The 16,461-nt window shown below is 39.9% G+C and carries 14 protein-coding genes; 10 read left to right on the top strand and 4 right to left on the bottom strand.

Features of this window, described 5'->3' with window-relative positions:
• Positions 1–146: 146 nt before the first annotated feature.
• From sigW to CSV63_RS04645, 7 genes are all read left to right on the top strand, one after another.
• Positions 147–710: an RNA polymerase sigma factor SigW gene (sigW, locus tag CSV63_RS04675; protein WP_099694785.1), complete on the top strand. Its 564-nt coding sequence runs from the start codon at positions 147–149 to the stop codon at positions 708–710.
• Positions 711–722: 12 nt separating this feature from the next.
• A complete protein-coding gene (locus tag CSV63_RS04670) occupies positions 723–1,358 on the top strand; it encodes an anti-sigma factor family protein (RefSeq protein WP_099694784.1) in 636 nt (211 codons plus the stop codon).
• 153 nt (positions 1,359–1,511) lie between these two features.
• Positions 1,512–2,348, top strand: coding sequence for a diadenylate cyclase CdaA (cdaA, locus tag CSV63_RS04665; RefSeq protein WP_099694783.1), 837 nt, complete (start codon positions 1,512–1,514; stop codon positions 2,346–2,348).
• Positions 2,341–3,321 carry a CdaR family protein gene (locus CSV63_RS04660; protein ID WP_099635768.1) on the top strand — a complete coding sequence of 327 codons (981 nt, stop codon included), beginning with the start codon at positions 2,341–2,343 and terminating at the stop codon, positions 3,319–3,321. The genes cdaA and CSV63_RS04660 overlap by 8 nt, the downstream gene beginning before the upstream one ends.
• Before the next feature lie 52 nt (positions 3,322–3,373).
• Positions 3,374–4,723, top strand: a complete 1,350-nt coding sequence (gene glmM / locus CSV63_RS04655) for a phosphoglucosamine mutase (protein WP_099694782.1) — start codon at positions 3,374–3,376, stop codon at positions 4,721–4,723.
• Between the two features lie 126 nt (positions 4,724–4,849).
• Positions 4,850–6,469, top strand: a complete 1,620-nt coding sequence (locus CSV63_RS04650; RefSeq protein ID WP_099635766.1) for a diguanylate cyclase — start codon at positions 4,850–4,852, stop codon at positions 6,467–6,469.
• 15 nt (positions 6,470–6,484) lie between these two features.
• Positions 6,485–6,850, top strand: a complete 366-nt coding sequence (locus CSV63_RS04645) for a response regulator transcription factor (protein WP_099694781.1) — start codon at positions 6,485–6,487, stop codon at positions 6,848–6,850.
• A gap of 59 nt (positions 6,851–6,909) precedes the next feature.
• On the opposite strand, the gene CSV63_RS04640 is transcribed toward CSV63_RS04645, so the two are convergent.
• Both CSV63_RS04640 and CSV63_RS04635 read right to left on the bottom strand, forming a co-directional pair.
• A complete protein-coding gene (locus CSV63_RS04640; RefSeq protein WP_099694780.1) occupies positions 6,910–9,741 on the bottom strand; it encodes an ATP-binding protein in 2,832 nt (943 codons plus the stop codon).
• 236 nt (positions 9,742–9,977) lie between these two features.
• Entirely contained in the window at positions 9,978–10,418 is a 441-nt protein-coding gene (locus CSV63_RS04635) for a YtoQ family protein (protein ID WP_099635763.1), read from the bottom strand.
• Positions 10,419–10,543: 125 nt separating this feature from the next.
• Here CSV63_RS04635 and CSV63_RS04630 point away from each other — a divergent pair, with 125 nt between their 5' ends.
• A complete protein-coding gene (locus CSV63_RS04630; RefSeq protein WP_099633838.1) occupies positions 10,544–10,738 on the top strand; it encodes a YwbE family protein in 195 nt (64 codons plus the stop codon).
• 42 nt (positions 10,739–10,780) lie between these two features.
• Here the strand turns inward: CSV63_RS04630 and CSV63_RS04625 are convergent, their stop codons facing one another.
• Entirely contained in the window at positions 10,781–11,104 is a 324-nt protein-coding gene (locus CSV63_RS04625) for a YbjQ family protein (RefSeq protein WP_099635762.1), read from the bottom strand.
• 227 nt (positions 11,105–11,331) lie between these two features.
• On the opposite strand from CSV63_RS04625, the gene putP reads away from it, so the two are divergent.
• A complete protein-coding gene (putP, locus tag CSV63_RS04620) occupies positions 11,332–12,813 on the top strand; it encodes a sodium/proline symporter PutP (RefSeq protein WP_099635761.1) in 1,482 nt (493 codons plus the stop codon).
• A gap of 60 nt (positions 12,814–12,873) precedes the next feature.
• On the opposite strand, the gene CSV63_RS04615 is transcribed toward putP, so the two are convergent.
• Positions 12,874–15,102: an S-layer homology domain-containing protein gene (locus CSV63_RS04615; protein WP_158233913.1), complete on the bottom strand. Its 2,229-nt coding sequence runs from the start codon at positions 15,100–15,102 to the stop codon at positions 12,874–12,876.
• A 146-nt stretch (positions 15,103–15,248) separates the two neighbouring features.
• Here CSV63_RS04615 and CSV63_RS04610 point away from each other — a divergent pair, with 146 nt between their 5' ends.
• Entirely contained in the window at positions 15,249–16,433 is a 1,185-nt protein-coding gene (locus CSV63_RS04610) for a MalY/PatB family protein (RefSeq protein WP_099694778.1), read from the top strand.
• The last annotated feature ends 28 nt before the right edge of the window (positions 16,434–16,461 follow it).

The following is a 16,461-nucleotide window of genomic DNA, read 5'->3' as shown; positions in this document are numbered from 1 at the left end:
CTTTTTTCTATTGTAGAAATGACTATCACTGATAGTGTAAATAATGATAAAGTAGAGATGAGCATCCTAAATGAAAAAAGTGAAACTAAATGAAGTTTCTAACGTATATAGAGGGACAGCCGCATAAGAGCGGAGAGTGAAGCCTATTGGACGAATTAATTAACAAACGAGTAAAAGAAGTGTTACACGGTAATCAGGAAGCTTTTGAGGAAATCGTCATCCATTTTCAGCACCGCTTATATCAAGTGTGCTACCGAATGTTAAACAACGCGGCAGAGGCAGAAGATATTGCGCAAGAAGCTTTTGTGCGCGCTTATGTAAACTTGGAAACCTATGACCAAAAGCGGAAGTTTTCTACTTGGCTGTACCGTATTGCGACCAATTTGTGTATTGATCGCATTCGTAAGAAGAAACCCGATTACTACTTGGATGCTACAATTCCAGGAACGGAAGGCTTGGATATGTATTCACAACTTGCAGCAGTGCAAAAATTACCGGAAGAAGAAGTAGAAAAGATGGAAATGAAAGATCGTATTCAATATGAAGTAAACAGGCTGCCCGATAAATACCGCACGATTATTATTTTACGATATATGGAAGACCTACAGTTGCAGGAGATTGCTGACATTTTGGAGATGCCACTTGGTACAGTGAAAACACGAGTACATCGAGGGCGAGAAGCACTTCGGCAACAAATGGGGAGTATGTAGGAGGTTAGATTCATGGAAAAATGTCCTAAACATGTTGTCCATTTTATACATGCGTTTCTAGATGGTGAAATCACCAATGAGGATGAACAAGTTATGAATGAACATTTGAAAATATGTGAAGAGTGCAGAGAAACGTTTGAGGAACTAAGGCAAACTGTTACTCTAATGAAGGGTGTAGGTATAGTGGAAGCGCCCCCTGGATTCGTCAATGGCGTGACTGCAAGATTGCCGAAACAGACCATTAAAAAAGGTCCAAGTAAGTGGTTTCGTCAACACCCGTTTATGGTGGCGGCCGCGATGTTTTTATTGCTGATGAGTGCATCATTCTTCTCGAGTTTTGAAAATGAGCAGCAGTTTTCATTTACGAAACAGCCTAATTTAGTGGTTGAAGGGGAAACGGTTGTGGTACCGGCAGGAGAAACGGTTGTTGGAGATCTTGTTGTAAAGAATGGAGACCTTCGAATTGAGGGAGAAGTCGATGGTAATGTCACAGTCATTAGGGGTTCTAAGTATATGGCTTCAACTGCCGTTATAACGGGATCAAGTGAAGAAATCAATGAGATCTTTGATTGGTTATGGTATAAGATGAAGTCTATGGCAAAAGAAGTTATCCCGGCATCGAAGGATCCGAAGCTTGAAAATGAATGATGAAATAGATTTTTAAAGTGATGCGGCTTGAGAGCTTACGCATCACTTTTTTGGTTTTCATTTAGAAGTACGATACCTTTTAGTTGACCATGTTAGTTGGTAATTATGTTATACTAAATATATAAGAACTTTCTTAAAAGGTAGGGGAAGCACATGCCGGGTTTGGAGCAAGCAACAACGTTAGCATCAATAGAAATACTAAAAAATATTGTGGATGTGCTTCTTGTTTGGTTCGTACTCTATAAATTAATTACCATTATTAAAGGAACAAAAGCTGTCCAATTACTAAAAGGTATATTTGTGATTTTAATTGTTCGCTATATTACAGAATGGCTTGGTTTGAAAACGCTTCAATGGATGATGGAAGAAGTACTTCGTTTTGGTTTTTTGGCCGCGATCATTATATTCCAACCTGAACTTCGCCGGGCATTAGAGCAATTGGGACGAGGCAGACTCTTTGCGCGGACTGCTATGCAGGAAGAAGAAGAACGTGACCGTTTGATTGAAGCATTCGTCAAATCCGTTAGTTATATGGCAAAGCGACGTATTGGTGCGCTCATTACGATTGAGAAGGAAACAGGTCTTAGTGAATATATCGAAACAGGCATCCCGATGAATTCACATATTACTTCCGAACTTCTTATCAATATATTCATTCCAAACACCCCACTGCATGACGGTGCAGTCATTGTGACAAAAAACCGTATTGCTGCCGCGGGTTGTTATTTACCCTTGTCGGAAAGTCCGTTTATTTCCAAAGAGCTTGGTACACGACATCGTGCTGCGCTTGGAATCAGTGAGGTCACAGATTCGGTAACCATCATTGTATCAGAAGAAACGGGTGCCATAAGTCTGTCTGTAGATGGGGAAATCAATCGGAAATTGGATATCGAGGAATTCGAAAAATTATTACGTATTTCTTGGTTTGGTAACACCACAGGACAAACGGATACTTCTCTATGGAAGTGGGGGAAGAGGAAAAATGGATAAATTCATGGATAGTCCTTGGTTTCTGCGACTGACTGCCTTGTTTTTAGCGATTATGTTGTTTTTTTCAGTAAAAGCGGAGAATCAATCCAGTCGCAATACAATAGGTGATGTGTTTGATCTTATGCAAGATGTTCCCGTGGAAGTATATTACGATACGGAAAATTTAGTAGTAACCGGAGTACCTGACGTGGTCAATATGACAATTGAAGGACCCGCTCAAATTGTACAGACTACTAAATTGTTAAAGGATTTTACATTGAAATTAGATTTACAAAACTTGACACTTGGTGAACATAGCGTACGTATACAAGCAGAAAATTTATCAGATAAACTGGATGTTCGACTTGATCCTGCAACGGTTACTATAAATATTGAGGAAAAGGTAACTCAATCATTTCGTGTCGATCCAGAGATGAATACGAGATTGCTAGCGGAAGGTTATGAAGTGAAAAGCATGGGTGTCCGTCCCTCTTCGATTAATGTTACAGGTGCGAAGAGTGTTGTGGATGCGATTAGTTTCGTAAAAGCTTCTATTACCAATGACGGCAGCCTAGATAAGTCTTTTGAGCAAAAATCACGTGTTCGCGTATTGGATCGTGACTTGAATAAGCTATCCCTTGTGTTGGATCCCGAGGAAGTCACGGTCAAAGTAGATATTCAAGAATATAGTCGTGAAATTCCGTTGAAATTGCAACGAAAAGGACAATCCCCAAGTGGAATAATTATTGAAAGTACAACACCCGATGTTCAATTCATTCGCATATACGGTCCTAAAAATATAGTGGATGCAATTAAAGAAATTCCGGTAGAACTAGATATAGATAAAATAGATAAATCCGGAAAAGTGGAAGTAGATGTGAAAAGCCCTGAAGGAATTACGAAAGTGACACCTGCTAAATTGAAAATTCAGGTGAAGGTTTCAGGCGATACTTCCGATGTATCGAAAAAGACGGATGATAATAAAGGATCATAAGACTTGTAACAAACGTGATCTACTAAGATGAGATCGAAAGGAAGAATACAACATGACACAGTATTTTGGAACAGATGGCGTCAGAGGTGTAGCGAACGAAGAACTGACACCTGAATTAGCATTTAAATTAGGCAGAATCGGTGGATATTTATTTACTAAAGATGTAGAAGGAAAAGCAGAAGTACTAGTAGGAAGAGATACACGTATTTCAGGTTTAATGCTTGAAAATGCCTTAATAGCAGGTCTATTGTCTGTTGGTGTAGAAGTTATGAAATTAGGCGTAATTAGTACCCCGGGCGTAGCCTATTTAACACGTGTTATGAGCGCACAAGCAGGCGTTATGATTTCAGCATCGCATAATCCGGTTGAAGATAATGGAATTAAATTCTTTGGAGAAACCGGCTTTAAATTAACGGATGCACAGGAAGAGGAATTCGAACAGTTACTAAATGCAGAAGAAGATACATTACCTCGTCCAGTTGGTGGAAATGTAGGAACTATAACGGAATACTTTGAAGGTGGACAAAAGTATATTCAGTATCTGAAACAAATTGTCGACGAGGATTTTGAAAATATCCACGTGGCACTTGATTGCGCACATGGTGCGACTTCGGTCTTGGCAACCCATGTATTTGCGGATTTGGACGCAGACTTGACTACAATGGGTGCTTCTCCAAATGGTTTGAATATCAATGATGGCGTTGGATCTACACACCCTGAAGCACTTGCAGCACTTGTAGTAGAAAAAAGTGCAGATATCGGACTAGCATTCGATGGTGATGGTGATCGTCTTATTGCAGTGGATGAAAAAGGAAATATTGTCGACGGTGACCAAATTATGTTTATTGTAGCCCGATATTTACATAGCAAAGGCAGATTAAAATCAGATACTATCGTCTCTACTGTGATGAGCAACCTCGGTTTCTATAAAGCACTAGAGGAATTTGGCATGAAGAGTGTCCAAACCGCTGTAGGCGATCGGTATGTCGTAGAAGAGATGCGTAAAAATCATTATAATCTTGGCGGTGAGCAATCAGGCCACATTATCTTCATGGATTACAATACAACGGGTGATGGCTTACTGACAGCATTGCAACTTGTGAACATCATGCAGCAAACAGGTAAAAAACTTTCTGAATTAGCTAGCGAAATGAAAGTGTATCCACAGAAACTTGTTAATATCCGTGTAATGGATAAATATGCGGTAATGGATAATATGCGTATTGTCGGAGTTATTAACGAGGTGGAGAAAGAGATGAACGGACAGGGGAGAGTACTTGTACGTCCTTCGGGGACAGAGCCTCTCGTTCGCGTTATGGTCGAATCTGAAACAGAAGCACTGTGTGCAGAATATGCGGATCGGATATCACAAGTAGTAAAAGAAGAAATGGGTCTAGAGTAAATATACGTTTCGGGCTGGTAATAGGAAATTCTATATTACCGGCTCTCTTTTTATAGAAGTAGAATACCGGGGAATCAGATGTACAGGACGAAATGGGAATGCTTCCGCTGAACGGAGAGGAAAACAGTGAGTCAAAAAAAATATCAGAAAATGCTTGCACAACGTACAGAGAATATCTTTGAAGAGTGGAAAGCGCGTGGTAGCTTAACGGAAAGGGAGTTATATTACTTTCTTCATAAACTGAAGGGAACATCCGGTACAATCGGATTGCAACAGTTGTCTCTCTTTTGTGCGTCACAATTGGAGATTCTGACGTCTTCCAACGATCAGAAAATACCTGTTACTTCATTAGAAAATTTGAAGAATCGTATTCGATCGCATTTTGATACTACTATCGCCGTGAAAAAAGAAGAATTTCAACTACCTGATCGCTACGTAAACCGTCTTGATCAAGAAACGTTTGTGTTAATTATTGATCAAGATTTAGAGTTCGTATCCAATTTAAAAGAGTTGCTTGAGAAGCTTGGGGCTCAAGTAATTATTTCATTAAATGGAAAGCGTGGCATTGAACAATTTTACTCTATGAGGCCTAGTATTGTAATCATAGATGCAAAGTTGCCTGACATGACAGGCTTTGAAGTATTGGATCAAATTGCAGAACCTGCAAGGCAAAAAAACACGACATTAGCCATATCGAGTGAAGAAGTAACGAAAGAAATTCTGATTGAAACGTATCGCAGAGGTGCTATGGATTTGATATCTAAACCTTTTGATATGGATATCTTTTTCCCTTATTTGTTCAATCGACAATTGCGTCAGCATGCGGTTAGTAGCAGTATGATTACAGATAGCTTGACAGGTGTTGGTAATCGACGCTACTTCGACGAGACTATCAATACGTTGGCTAAAAAAGCCGATCAATCTGAAGCGGCTTTCTCGCTGGTCATAATAGACTTGGATCACTTTAAGCAAGTAAATGATCTGTATGGGCATCCAGCGGGTGATGAAGTTCTACGGATGTTTGGCAAAATCATCAAAGAGGAAAAACGCGAGGGCGATTATGTATGCCGCTATGGCGGGGAAGAGTTCGCTTTATTATTTTGTAATAGTAAAGCAGAGGATACTGTGCACGCTGTTGAGCGGATTCGAGCCAAATTCAATAACACTATATTCACATCCGGTGATGAGACATTCCACGTAACTTTTTCAGCGGGCAGTGCGACGTATGAGGGAAATACTGCAAACATGATATCCGCTGCAGATCAAGCTCTTTATGAGGCGAAGCGTTCAGGGAGAAACCAAACGGTGATTTACGACCAGAGAAAACGGGTAGTAAAACGGAAATTGATCGTCATTATCGTTGATGATGATTCATTCATCAGGCAAATCCTTCAGCAAACCTTGCTGGAGTTAAAATCTCCGGATATCGATATTACCGTTAAGACATATGCTGATGGCCCTTCGTTTCTGGAGGATGACTGGTACAGCCCGGATGCATATTTCATCGTGTTACTGGATGGTGTCATGCCAAAAATGGACGGTCTAGAAGTGTTGAGCCGATTAAAGAGTGACCATTCCAAAACAAATGTCACGGTTTCTATGATGACAGCTAGAAAAAGTGCAAATGATATTAAAGCAGCGCTTTGGCTCGGAGCGGATGATTATATTATTAAACCATTTCAACCGTCGGAAGTGCTCGGAAGAATTGACAAATTAGCGAATCGTTTATTTGATAAAAGAGAATAGAAGAAGGTGCCCATTTTGACACATGTAGGAAAAAAAGTGTTAGTTGTAGACGATGAAGAGATATTACGTATGTTGCTAACGGACACTTTGGAATTTGAAGGATTTCAAGTAGAAGAAGCAGAAGACGGGCTAGAAGCTTTGGGGAAAATTCAAAGCACTCTATATGACGCCATTCTCTTGGATTATATGATGCCACGTATGACAGGTTTAGAATTATTAGAGCGTCTACAATCGCTAGAACTGACAACGCCTATTATAATGCTCACTGCAAAGGCGCAGCAAGCTGATCAGGACGTTGCTTTAGCAAAAGGGGCTTCTTACTTCGTACCCAAACCCTTTAGCCCAAATGAACTGGCTGATTTAGTCAAATCATTATTTTAATTCCACTCCATCCATACAAAATAGAAGAACGTCTTCTCCGTAAAGGAAAAGACGTTTTTTTAGTCGTTCTCTGGGTACAAAATTAGACCATCAGATCGCTCCATAGTCTCCATGATAATGGAGGATAAATCGCTGAGAGGATAAGGCTTCGTCAAGTATTTACCGACGTGGAACTTTTCCATCAGCACAGACTCTTTTTCTAATGAAGAAGATATCACAATTGGGATCGATTTAGTTGTAGTGTGTTCTTTCATTTGGCTAATTAAATCCCAACCACTTTCACCTTCTTCTAATTTTAAATCGACGACGACTGCGGCTGGTTGCATGATTTCTATACATACAAATGCCTTGCTAATTTTGGAATGGTGAATGACTGAGAACCCATTGCTTGCTAGTTCTTCTCCCAATAACAATGAAATATTTACATCGTCTTCTACAATGACAACTAAAGGTTTGTCATAGTCAATTTTCTCTTTAGGTAACTGCTGTTTCAAGGGAAGGGAAAAGAAAATGGTTGTCCCTATATTTTCTTCAGAATGTACCCAAATCTGTCCATTATGATCTTGTATAATCTCCCTGCAAATAGATAGACCGAGACCTGTACCGCCAATTTTTCTGCTGTAACTATTATCAAATCTGTAAAATTTCTCAAAAAGATGTTCAATAGTATCTGATGGAATGCCAATGCCTTCATCCGCTATAGAAACGATAACGGCATCCTGTTGATTTAGCAGAGAAATATCCACATTTCCGCCGTCAGGTGAAAATTTAATGGCATTGCCAATTAAATTCATGAATACTTGTAGAATACGATCATAGTCCCCTCTGACCATTGATGAATAGGTGAGATCGTGCATCTTAATCGTATGGTGAGGTGATTGGATCTGTAAATAATCTACGGCCTTTTCAGCTACTTTGCCGATGGATAAGTCCTCCATCGTATAGGATTGTCGCCCTGATTCCATTCGCTGTAAATCTAAGAAGTCATTGATGAGCGCCGTTAATCGGTTTGCTTCGCTATGAATAGTTTCAAGATACCGTTTTTTGCGTTGTTCATCCATATCTTTATTGAGTAAAAGCTCAGAGAATCCAAGGATACTAGATAAAGGTGTTCGTAATTCATGACTAACAGTCGATACCAATTCTGTTTTCATTTTATTGACTTCATGTTCGTGTGTTATATCACGGTGCACGAAGATCGTACCAACTTTTTCATCTTGAATAACAATCGGGACACTGTAAACATTCATTACTCGAGCCCCTTGTGAGGGCAATGAAAGTATATATTCGTTAGTAACGAATTCCGTGGATGTAGACCTAATTGCATTATCAAGAAATGCTTTATATTGAACAGGGTTGTCAATTTGACTGAGGAAATACTCTGTCCATTCTTCTCGTGGCCAAGCTTTATGTTCTGTTTCTGGTTCCATCCCAAGTAAATTAAATAGGGCTGTATTGTACTTATCATTCTCACTTGTATTTGAAACAAAACGAATGCCCTCGTTAATGTTATCCAATATACTCTGATTCAACTGACGTTCATGACTAATGAGTTCATATTGCTCAATACGATCCACCGCGATCGCAATACGTTTAATCAAACCGTATAAATCTTCTTGGTCGTCTTCTGTAAACGGCTTACCAATACGTGAGAGGACGGATACAACGCTTAACTCGTTCACGACATTATAGATACCTGTAACAAAATCATAGACGTATGTAATATTGTCTGCTATCCCTTTTTCATAATCCGCTTCCCTTTTAATAATGAAATAGGGATCTGTTTTAAGTCGGATTTTTATATACTCTAACCGTTCTTGTTTAATTTCACTGAAAAACTCTTCTGAAATCCCCTTTAACGTATGAATGTCACTTTTAGGAAGCCAAAGAAAACTTAAATCGGATTGATAGATGTGATTTAAATAGTGAGAAGTTTGGTCACATACTTCTTGCTTATCTAACGAGAATGATAAGATATGACTCAAACCATTGTATCGTTCCAAACGGACACGGGAAAATCGAGCTTCTGATAAAGCGAATTCCATCTTAGTTTGGCGATTGAATAATTCATCTTGCTGTGTAATCAATTCTTCATTTTGTGAAAGAAGCTCCTGTTCATTCATTTGAATGCGTCCCATCATTTTATGAATGGATTGTGAGAGTGCGCCAATCTCATTCTCTGTCTGAATGGGTTGGAATAGGACAGTGCCTTCAGTTTCATACTGATCTGCTGCGCGCGTGATATCTTCTATTGGCTTAACCACTCGGTTGATAACGCTCCAAAACATAAAGATTGGAATAAGCAAGAAGATAAAGCCGAATACTGTGATGATCAAAAAGAATGTTTTAGTTTGTTGCATGGTATTACTATATGCATTTTCCAGCTTATCCTTAGAAGAATCTTCATATTCATTAGCATAGGTAATGAAACTATTAACGGCTAAGTTCGCACCATTCTTTGCTAGGGCTTGTAAGCCAGCATAATCGTCCTTCTTTACAAATTGAATAGCATTTGGAAGGGTAACATTTTCATATTCGATTAAGAAATTATCGATTTCGTCAATGATTCGCTGTTCTTCCGCTGTTAATTGAAGGGACTTAAATTCACGGGAGTGAGAATGGATGTCCTCAACTGCTTGATAAGCAAAATTTAGTTCCTCTTCTATTTGAAATGCATAGTAACCACGAATGCGAAAGAATAGCTCTTGAATTGAATCGGATATATCTTCAATTAATATTGACTTTTCTATTGAGGCTTGCTGTTTATCTTCTAGTTGATCCCAAGAGCTACTAGCATAGAAATACATGCTACCCATCCCGATAATCGCAACAACTATTGAGGCGATGAATACTTTTATGTATTGTTGACGAATCCCTTTTTTATGCGCCATCCGATTGCCCCTTCCCACTTCCTTATATACTCCTATTCTATCATCTGCCTCAGTTATTTACAGAAAGAATTCTCAGTTAAAAAGTAATCTTTTGGATACGTGGTGGTTGAATTGCCTGCGTGGAACTACTAGTCAAAATACGTTGTGTTTCAAATAAAGATCGAGACAAATTGGCAGAAAGAAGAGGACAGACCTATAATTTGATAGGTTTGTCCTCTGGCACGTAATATAGATGTTTACTCGAAAATATATTTTAATGCTAGAACTGCTTGATCTACCGATTCCACCGTAACATGTGCTTTACGGGACAGTTCTTTTAATGGATGGTGATGGTTTTCCTGACGGATCAGAATGAGTGGCTTCCCAAAAGCGACTGCTGCGCTGGCATCCATTGCAGTATTCCATTGTTTGTACTGTTCGCCAAATAACGCAATGACGACATCTGATTTTTTCATTAAAATTTCCGTTCGTAAGTTGTTGAGGCTTGAAGCCGCGGCATCTTTAAAGATTTTATCCGGCTGTTGTCCTAGAATCTCTTCCCCGATGTTATCCGAGCGGTCATGGTCTTCCATAGGTCCGACAAAGTCTACAGGTAATTGTAGATCTTTTGCTTGTTGTTTGATTTCATCTCGCCAAGATGTATGAATTTCTCCAGCTAGGTATACTGTTAATCGCATGAATACACCTCCTAGTTTGATAGTCTTTATTGTACCATGTATCATGGCTTCCTTCATCAGATGTACGTAAGCAGAAAGAGATCGTGAATATGGTACACTAAATAAAAAAGAGGAGAGATTAATATATGAATGGACAGAATCGATCAGATGTAAAACCTGGTTTACGAGTAGCCGTTATTTTAAAGAAAGATCAACGAAGCGGTGTGAAAACAGAAGGTGTTGTTAAAGATTTATTGACCAATTCCAGTTTTCATCCACACGGTATTAAAGTACGACTTGAAGATGGACAGGTTGGACGCGTGGCAGAAATATTAGGATAATAAAAAAGGGGAGGGGTTCCCTCTCCTTTTTTGTGGATTTAATTACTCCCCGTCGCGATACGTAACAGCTGTACCGGTTGCGATACACATCATCATGCCTTCACGTACCATTTCGAAATCTAAGTCTATACCAATGACAGCGTTCGCTCCCATAGCACTCGCTTTCTGAGACATTTCATCCATTGCTGTTTGACGTGCTTCCGTTAGTTTGCTTTCATAGGCAGCACTGCGTCCACCTACAATATCGGTGACAGATGCAAAAATATCCCTGACGATATTTGCCCCCATAATGGTTTCCCCTGATACAATCCCGTGATACGTTTCAATTGTCCGGCCTTGCAGCATATTAGTTGTCGTGTGCAACATTCAATCTCCCCCTTTTTTTATATACGTTACAATAGAAAGAATGGTTTCAATATATGTATGAACTATGCAAAGTACGTTACGTTAAGTTGCTGTGTCAAATGGTGTGATTTCCCGGGGAATACTGTCTAAAGATATAGTTCTATTCTACGAATCGCCAAAAAAATGTTCAAAGTGTACTATCCATAAGGTAGTATAGGTATATTGATAGTAAGAAAGGAGAGGATTATATGACGGAGCAAATGTACCAACTCGTTTCTATTGTTATCTATATGATAGCTATGTTGCTAATCGGTTGGTATGCATTCAAACGCACATCGAATCTAACGGATTATATGTTAGGTGGACGGTCGCTCGGACCAGCAGTCACCGCATTAAGTGCGGGAGCTTCTGATATGTCGGGTTGGCTATTGATGGGATTGCCGGGTGCTATTTATCTAAGTGGACTGGGCGAAGCCTGGATTGCAATTGGTTTGACAGTGGGTGCCTATTTAAACTGGTTATATGTCGCACCACGTTTACGTGCATATACGCAAGTCTCAAATAACTCCATCACGATCCCAAGTTTCTTGGATAACAGATTAAAAGATACATCTCGTTTCTTGAGAGTGGCTTCAGGCATTATTATTTTAGTGTTCTTCACATTCTATGTATCTTCAGGCATGGTAGCCGGAGGGAAGTTCTTCCAAAGTTCATTTGGGCTTGAGTATCATACGGGTCTGATTATTGTATCGGTGGTAGTTCTGGCTTATACATTGTTCGGTGGATTCTTGGCAGTTAGTTATACGGATTTCGTACAAGGCTTGATTATGTTTTTGGCACTGATTTTAGTTCCAGCGTTCGGAATTTTTATTACAGGTGGTTTCTCTGAAACGGTAGCGAGTATACGTGAAGTGGATCCCGCTCTGCTTAGCCTTGTGTCAGGTGTCAGTGTTGTCACAATAATCTCCTCGCTTGCATGGGGTCTGGGTTATTTTGGACAGCCGCATATCATCGTCCGTTTCATGGCGATCAAGTCAGTGAAAGAGACGAAAAGTGCAAGAAGGATTGGTATTGGTTGGATGATGCTAAGTTTGTTTGGTGCAATTGCTACTGCATTAATTGGTATCGCGTATTTTCAACAAAATAGCGCAGACTTGGCGGATCCAGAAACGGTCTTTATCGTCCTCGGACAAATTATTTTTCATCCGGTGATTGCAGGCATCATGTTAGCGGCGGTATTGGCGGCTATTATGAGTACGATATCTTCACAATTGATCGTGACCTCATCTGCTTTAATTGAAGACTTGTATAAAGCGGTTTTCAAAACAAATGCTACAGATAGTCACTATGTATTTTTAGGGCGTTTAGCTGTTCTGGTCGTGACAATTATCGCAATGGTACTCGCTTGGCCGAATAAGGAATCTGTATTGAAATTGGTTTCATTCGCTTGGGCAGGTTTCGGCGGGGCATTTGGCCCTATTATTCTCTTGTCATTATACTGGAGAAAGCTAACAGCTAAAGGGGCATTATTCGGTATGGTTATTGGTGCTGTAACGGTAGGTGTTTGGGGAAGTATCGATTTCTTGCATGACACATTGTATGAAATTGTTCCTGGATTTGTGCTTTGCCTTATTGTTGCGGTATTGGTCAGCAAGGCAACGTATAAACACGACCCTGTTATTGAAAAAGAATACGAAGACACATTGGAATTACTTGAAAATGAGATGTGAAAAGGAGCTATCCATTGCGCACTATGCAATGGATAGCTCTCTTTTCTCTGTCTATATCATTTATAACGCGTCCGTCACTTCGTCGCCATCGGGCAGATACTCGTCTAATCCAATTTTCTTCAAGCCATTTTTAATCTTCGTCGTATAGCCGAGTTTTTCATTTGATAGGAAAGTGGCCTTAGAAATAATAAGTTGCTTCAGTGTAGGCAAGTAAATTGGATCGATTTGTTGCCAAAGTTGATAGGAGTCAATCAAGTCTTCCAGCGTTAAATGTTTATAATCATCACCCTCAAAATTGAATTCCGGAGAAATCTTGTACCAAATATCTCCGTTGTCGCGAATCCATTGATCTTTTTGATAGACAATGGCTCGCTGAACATTGCGGGCGGTATGAAGATATCGCCAATCTCCGAACTCCTGGTAAGACATAAGTAAAATATTCATACCACCAAGTGCATGATTCATGGATGTATGGGTAGTGACTTTCTGTTTAATTGGAAAGTAATCTGCAATGTAATAGGCATCACTAGCCACTCGAATAATATTGCCTTTTCGTTGCTGAGAAACGAGAAGGTCAGCGTAATCGCGCAGTGGTTCATTTGCAGAAGGAATTCCAAACTCATCGCCGCTATTATAATAGAATAAAGCAATTTGTTCATTAAAACGCGTATCAATAAATGGAGCGTGAATATCGTATAAGTTTTTAAGATACGTACTGGTTACTTCTGTTTCCCAGTAGTCTTTGTTTTCTTTAAAGTTTCTCAAGTTGACGAAGGCATTATAGACTAGATTCTTAAAGTAACGCCCTTTATTTTCGTGATAAAGCGTCAATGCACGATCTTCTTTTAGCATCAATAAATTACGACCGTAGTTTTGACCTGAAACGGGCATCGGTTCCGTTGAGTCAGCCAGTTTATTATAGGAGCCTTCAGCTGTGTACCATTTATTGCGCTTCTTGTGATTCTGACTTGTTTCTCTCATCCATTTGAATAGGTCATCTTTTGAATTAAACAACTGCTCATCGGAATCTACATACCAGTGATCCACTATTTCGCCCGCTTTAGCTTGTAGTGTATAGGATGATAAAAGCGTTTTACCGGCTAACGCATAGGAGAAATTCTCTTGCTCTTCAATAAGTTCACGCGAAACACTTTCTTCATCATTATCATAGCGAAGTGATAATTGTTTTGATTGGTAGGCCTGTCCAATCATCCGTTCTTCTACAGTACCGTCCGTCTTGATAAAGCGCAGCAAGCCGGTTGGATAAGTTGTCATATCCGCATCCGTCAGATCTAGATTTTCACGCATGAGTGGATAACGATCATAGCGGAAAAGATCAAACCGTTCGATATCTTGTTCCTTTTGAAGTACTTCCACCGTTATAGATTTGTCAGTTGGATTCGTTAGTTCCGAGAATACAAATACGTCTTTGTTAGGCAATTCACGAACTGTCAATTTGATTTCAGCGCCTTCTTTTCCGACAGCATATGTATACGCACTATCACGTGAAAACCCATAATTAGTTTGTGTAAAGTCTTTGTATTCAAATGTTTCCTCAGAGCGCAAATAAAGAGGGTGAGTATTGAACGGTACACTTCCTAAATAGGTCTCGGGGACGCTTTTTCTATAGTGACCGGACTCTTCTGGTGTGGAAAGTGTAAACCGCTTAGGTTGTTTAATACGATTAGTTTCCACTAGTATCCGATGCAATGCTTTTGAAAAGTAAGCTCTCGATACAATCGAGTCACCGTATTGAAGAAACTCCTCCACTTGAGGAAATGTATAAATGGGAATGTTTTGTAAGGTAGCCCGATCCGAACTAGAGGGCCAGCTGGAGGCTACTATTTTACTAAAGTCCTTTTCCATATCAAAAGCCGTCATGAATGAATTCCAGAGTTCCGTCTTCGTCAATGGTTCATCAAAGCCGAAAAAACCTCGTCTGCTTGGTTGAATCCAGCCGTTTTCAACGGCAGTCAAAGCAAACCGTCCTTTATCCGATCCCCAGGCAATATCTGAAAAGCCATAGGATTTATCGATAAATTTTGATCCGAAGATTTTAGAAAAAGAAACAGCGGCCTGCCCCTTTGTCAGTGGTGTTTCAGGATGAAACTGCATATCAAAATTGCCTGTAATGATTTTCATGTCATCCAGCTGCATGATTTCATTTTTCGCCCAGTGATGATCCGGAACATCTATATATTTTACATCTGTCGTTTGTGCGCTGACAGACTGTATGGAACAAACGAAAAGTAGTGCTAGTAAAAGTGTTGCGGTATTCCATTTTCTCACCTTCATGACCTCCAACTACATGTTGCTTCAATACTCTAGTATACCCCAAAATAATTCATAACAACAACGGAGGAAGCAAATGGAGACATATGATACAATCGGAATAGATTGACAGTTATGAAATTGATAAAAGTGGAGGTTTCTATATGAATAAAGAAGAGTTTTTGGAACGTTATGCAATTGATCGAAAGGGTACAAACTCGCTGAAGTGGGACAAGCTTGAGGAACGTTTTGGAGATGCAGATTTACTTGCGGCTTGGGTAGCGGATATGGAGTTTAAGGCTCCAGAGCAAGTGATAGAAGCGTTGAAAGAAAAAGTGGACTTTGGGGTGTTCGGCTATACATATGCACCTGAATCGTATTTTGAAGCGTTTATTAAGTGGGAGCGTGAGCATCATGGATATGAAGTGAAAGAGGAATGGATGCGTTTTTCAACGGGCGTCGTAACCGCGTTATACTGGTTTGTTAATGCCTTTACGAAACCTACAGAAGCCGTGATTATCCTGTCTCCGGTCTATTATCCTTTCGCCAACGCAGTGAAAGATACTGGCCGCACACTGATTAGCAGTGAGCTCATTAATACAGCCGGTATTTACACGATTGATATTGAAGACTTTGAGAAGCAAATAGTGGAGAATGACGTAAAATTATTCATTCATTGTACACCGCATAATCCCGTTGGTCGTGTGTGGACGGCAGAGGAAGCGGAGAAGCTTTTGTCGATCTGTGAAAAGCATGACGTATTAGTAGTGTCGGATGAGATCCATCATGATATGACGTTTGGTAATCACACACATATCCCCTCTGCAATCGTTGCTGAAGGGAAGTACGCTGAGCGTGTCATTACCGTTACATCGGCTTCCAAAACATTCAACTTAGCGGGCTTGTTGACATCACAGATTATTATTGAAAATAAAGCGTTGCTAAAGCAGTTCGATACGTTTGTGAAATCTGTTAGTCAAACAGAAGTAAATATGCTAGGTATGACGGCTGCAGAGGCGGCTTATAATCATGGTTCAGACTGGCTTGAAGGATTACGAGAAGTCGTTAAATCAAATGAACGTTATGCGGTCGAACAGTTCGCAAAGCATGCGCCCAAGTTAATCGTTACACCGTTGGAAGGGACGTATTTATTGTGGATCGACTTGCGTGCACATATCCAACCAGACGGTGTAAAAGAATTTGTGCAAGATACATGTAAACTGGCAATCGACTACGGAGAGTGGTTTGGGAAAAACTCAAAAGGCTTCATTCGTTTAAATCTTGGCACGAAACCGCACTATATTAAGCAAGCGGTGGATAGCATTATTGAGCATTTACCGCAATCTTAAGATAGATAAAAAGATCGCCACATTGTCG

The sequence above is a fragment of the Sporosarcina sp. P34 genome (assembly GCF_002743375.1).
Lineage (GTDB): Bacteria > Bacillota > Bacilli > Bacillales_A > Planococcaceae > Sporosarcina.
Note: the sequence above shows the minus strand (reverse complement) of the source record. Positions and strands in the feature narration are given on the sequence as shown.

Bases quoted from the DNA above. Each gene is read 5' to 3' on its own strand.
- glmM (WP_099694782.1), top strand. From the start codon at position 3,374: ATGACACAGTATTTTGGAACAGATGGCGTCAGAGGTGTAGCGAACGAA.
- CSV63_RS04670 (WP_099694784.1), top strand. From the start codon at position 723: ATGGAAAAATGTCCTAAACATGTTGTCCATTTTATACATGCGTTTCTA.
- putP (WP_099635761.1), top strand. From the start codon at position 11,332: ATGACGGAGCAAATGTACCAACTCGTTTCTATTGTTATCTATATGATA.
- CSV63_RS04625 (WP_099635762.1), bottom strand. From the start codon at position 11,104: ATGTTGCACACGACAACTAATATGCTGCAAGGCCGGACAATTGAAACG.
- CSV63_RS04610 (WP_099694778.1), top strand. From the start codon at position 15,249: ATGAATAAAGAAGAGTTTTTGGAACGTTATGCAATTGATCGAAAGGGT.
- CSV63_RS04640 (WP_099694780.1), bottom strand. From the start codon at position 9,741: ATGGCGCATAAAAAAGGGATTCGTCAACAATACATAAAAGTATTCATC.
- cdaA (WP_099694783.1), top strand. From the start codon at position 1,512: ATGCCGGGTTTGGAGCAAGCAACAACGTTAGCATCAATAGAAATACTA.
- CSV63_RS04660 (WP_099635768.1), top strand. From the start codon at position 2,341: ATGGATAAATTCATGGATAGTCCTTGGTTTCTGCGACTGACTGCCTTG.
- CSV63_RS04635 (WP_099635763.1), bottom strand. From the start codon at position 10,418: ATGCGATTAACAGTATACCTAGCTGGAGAAATTCATACATCTTGGCGA.
- CSV63_RS04630 (WP_099633838.1), top strand. From the start codon at position 10,544: ATGAATGGACAGAATCGATCAGATGTAAAACCTGGTTTACGAGTAGCC.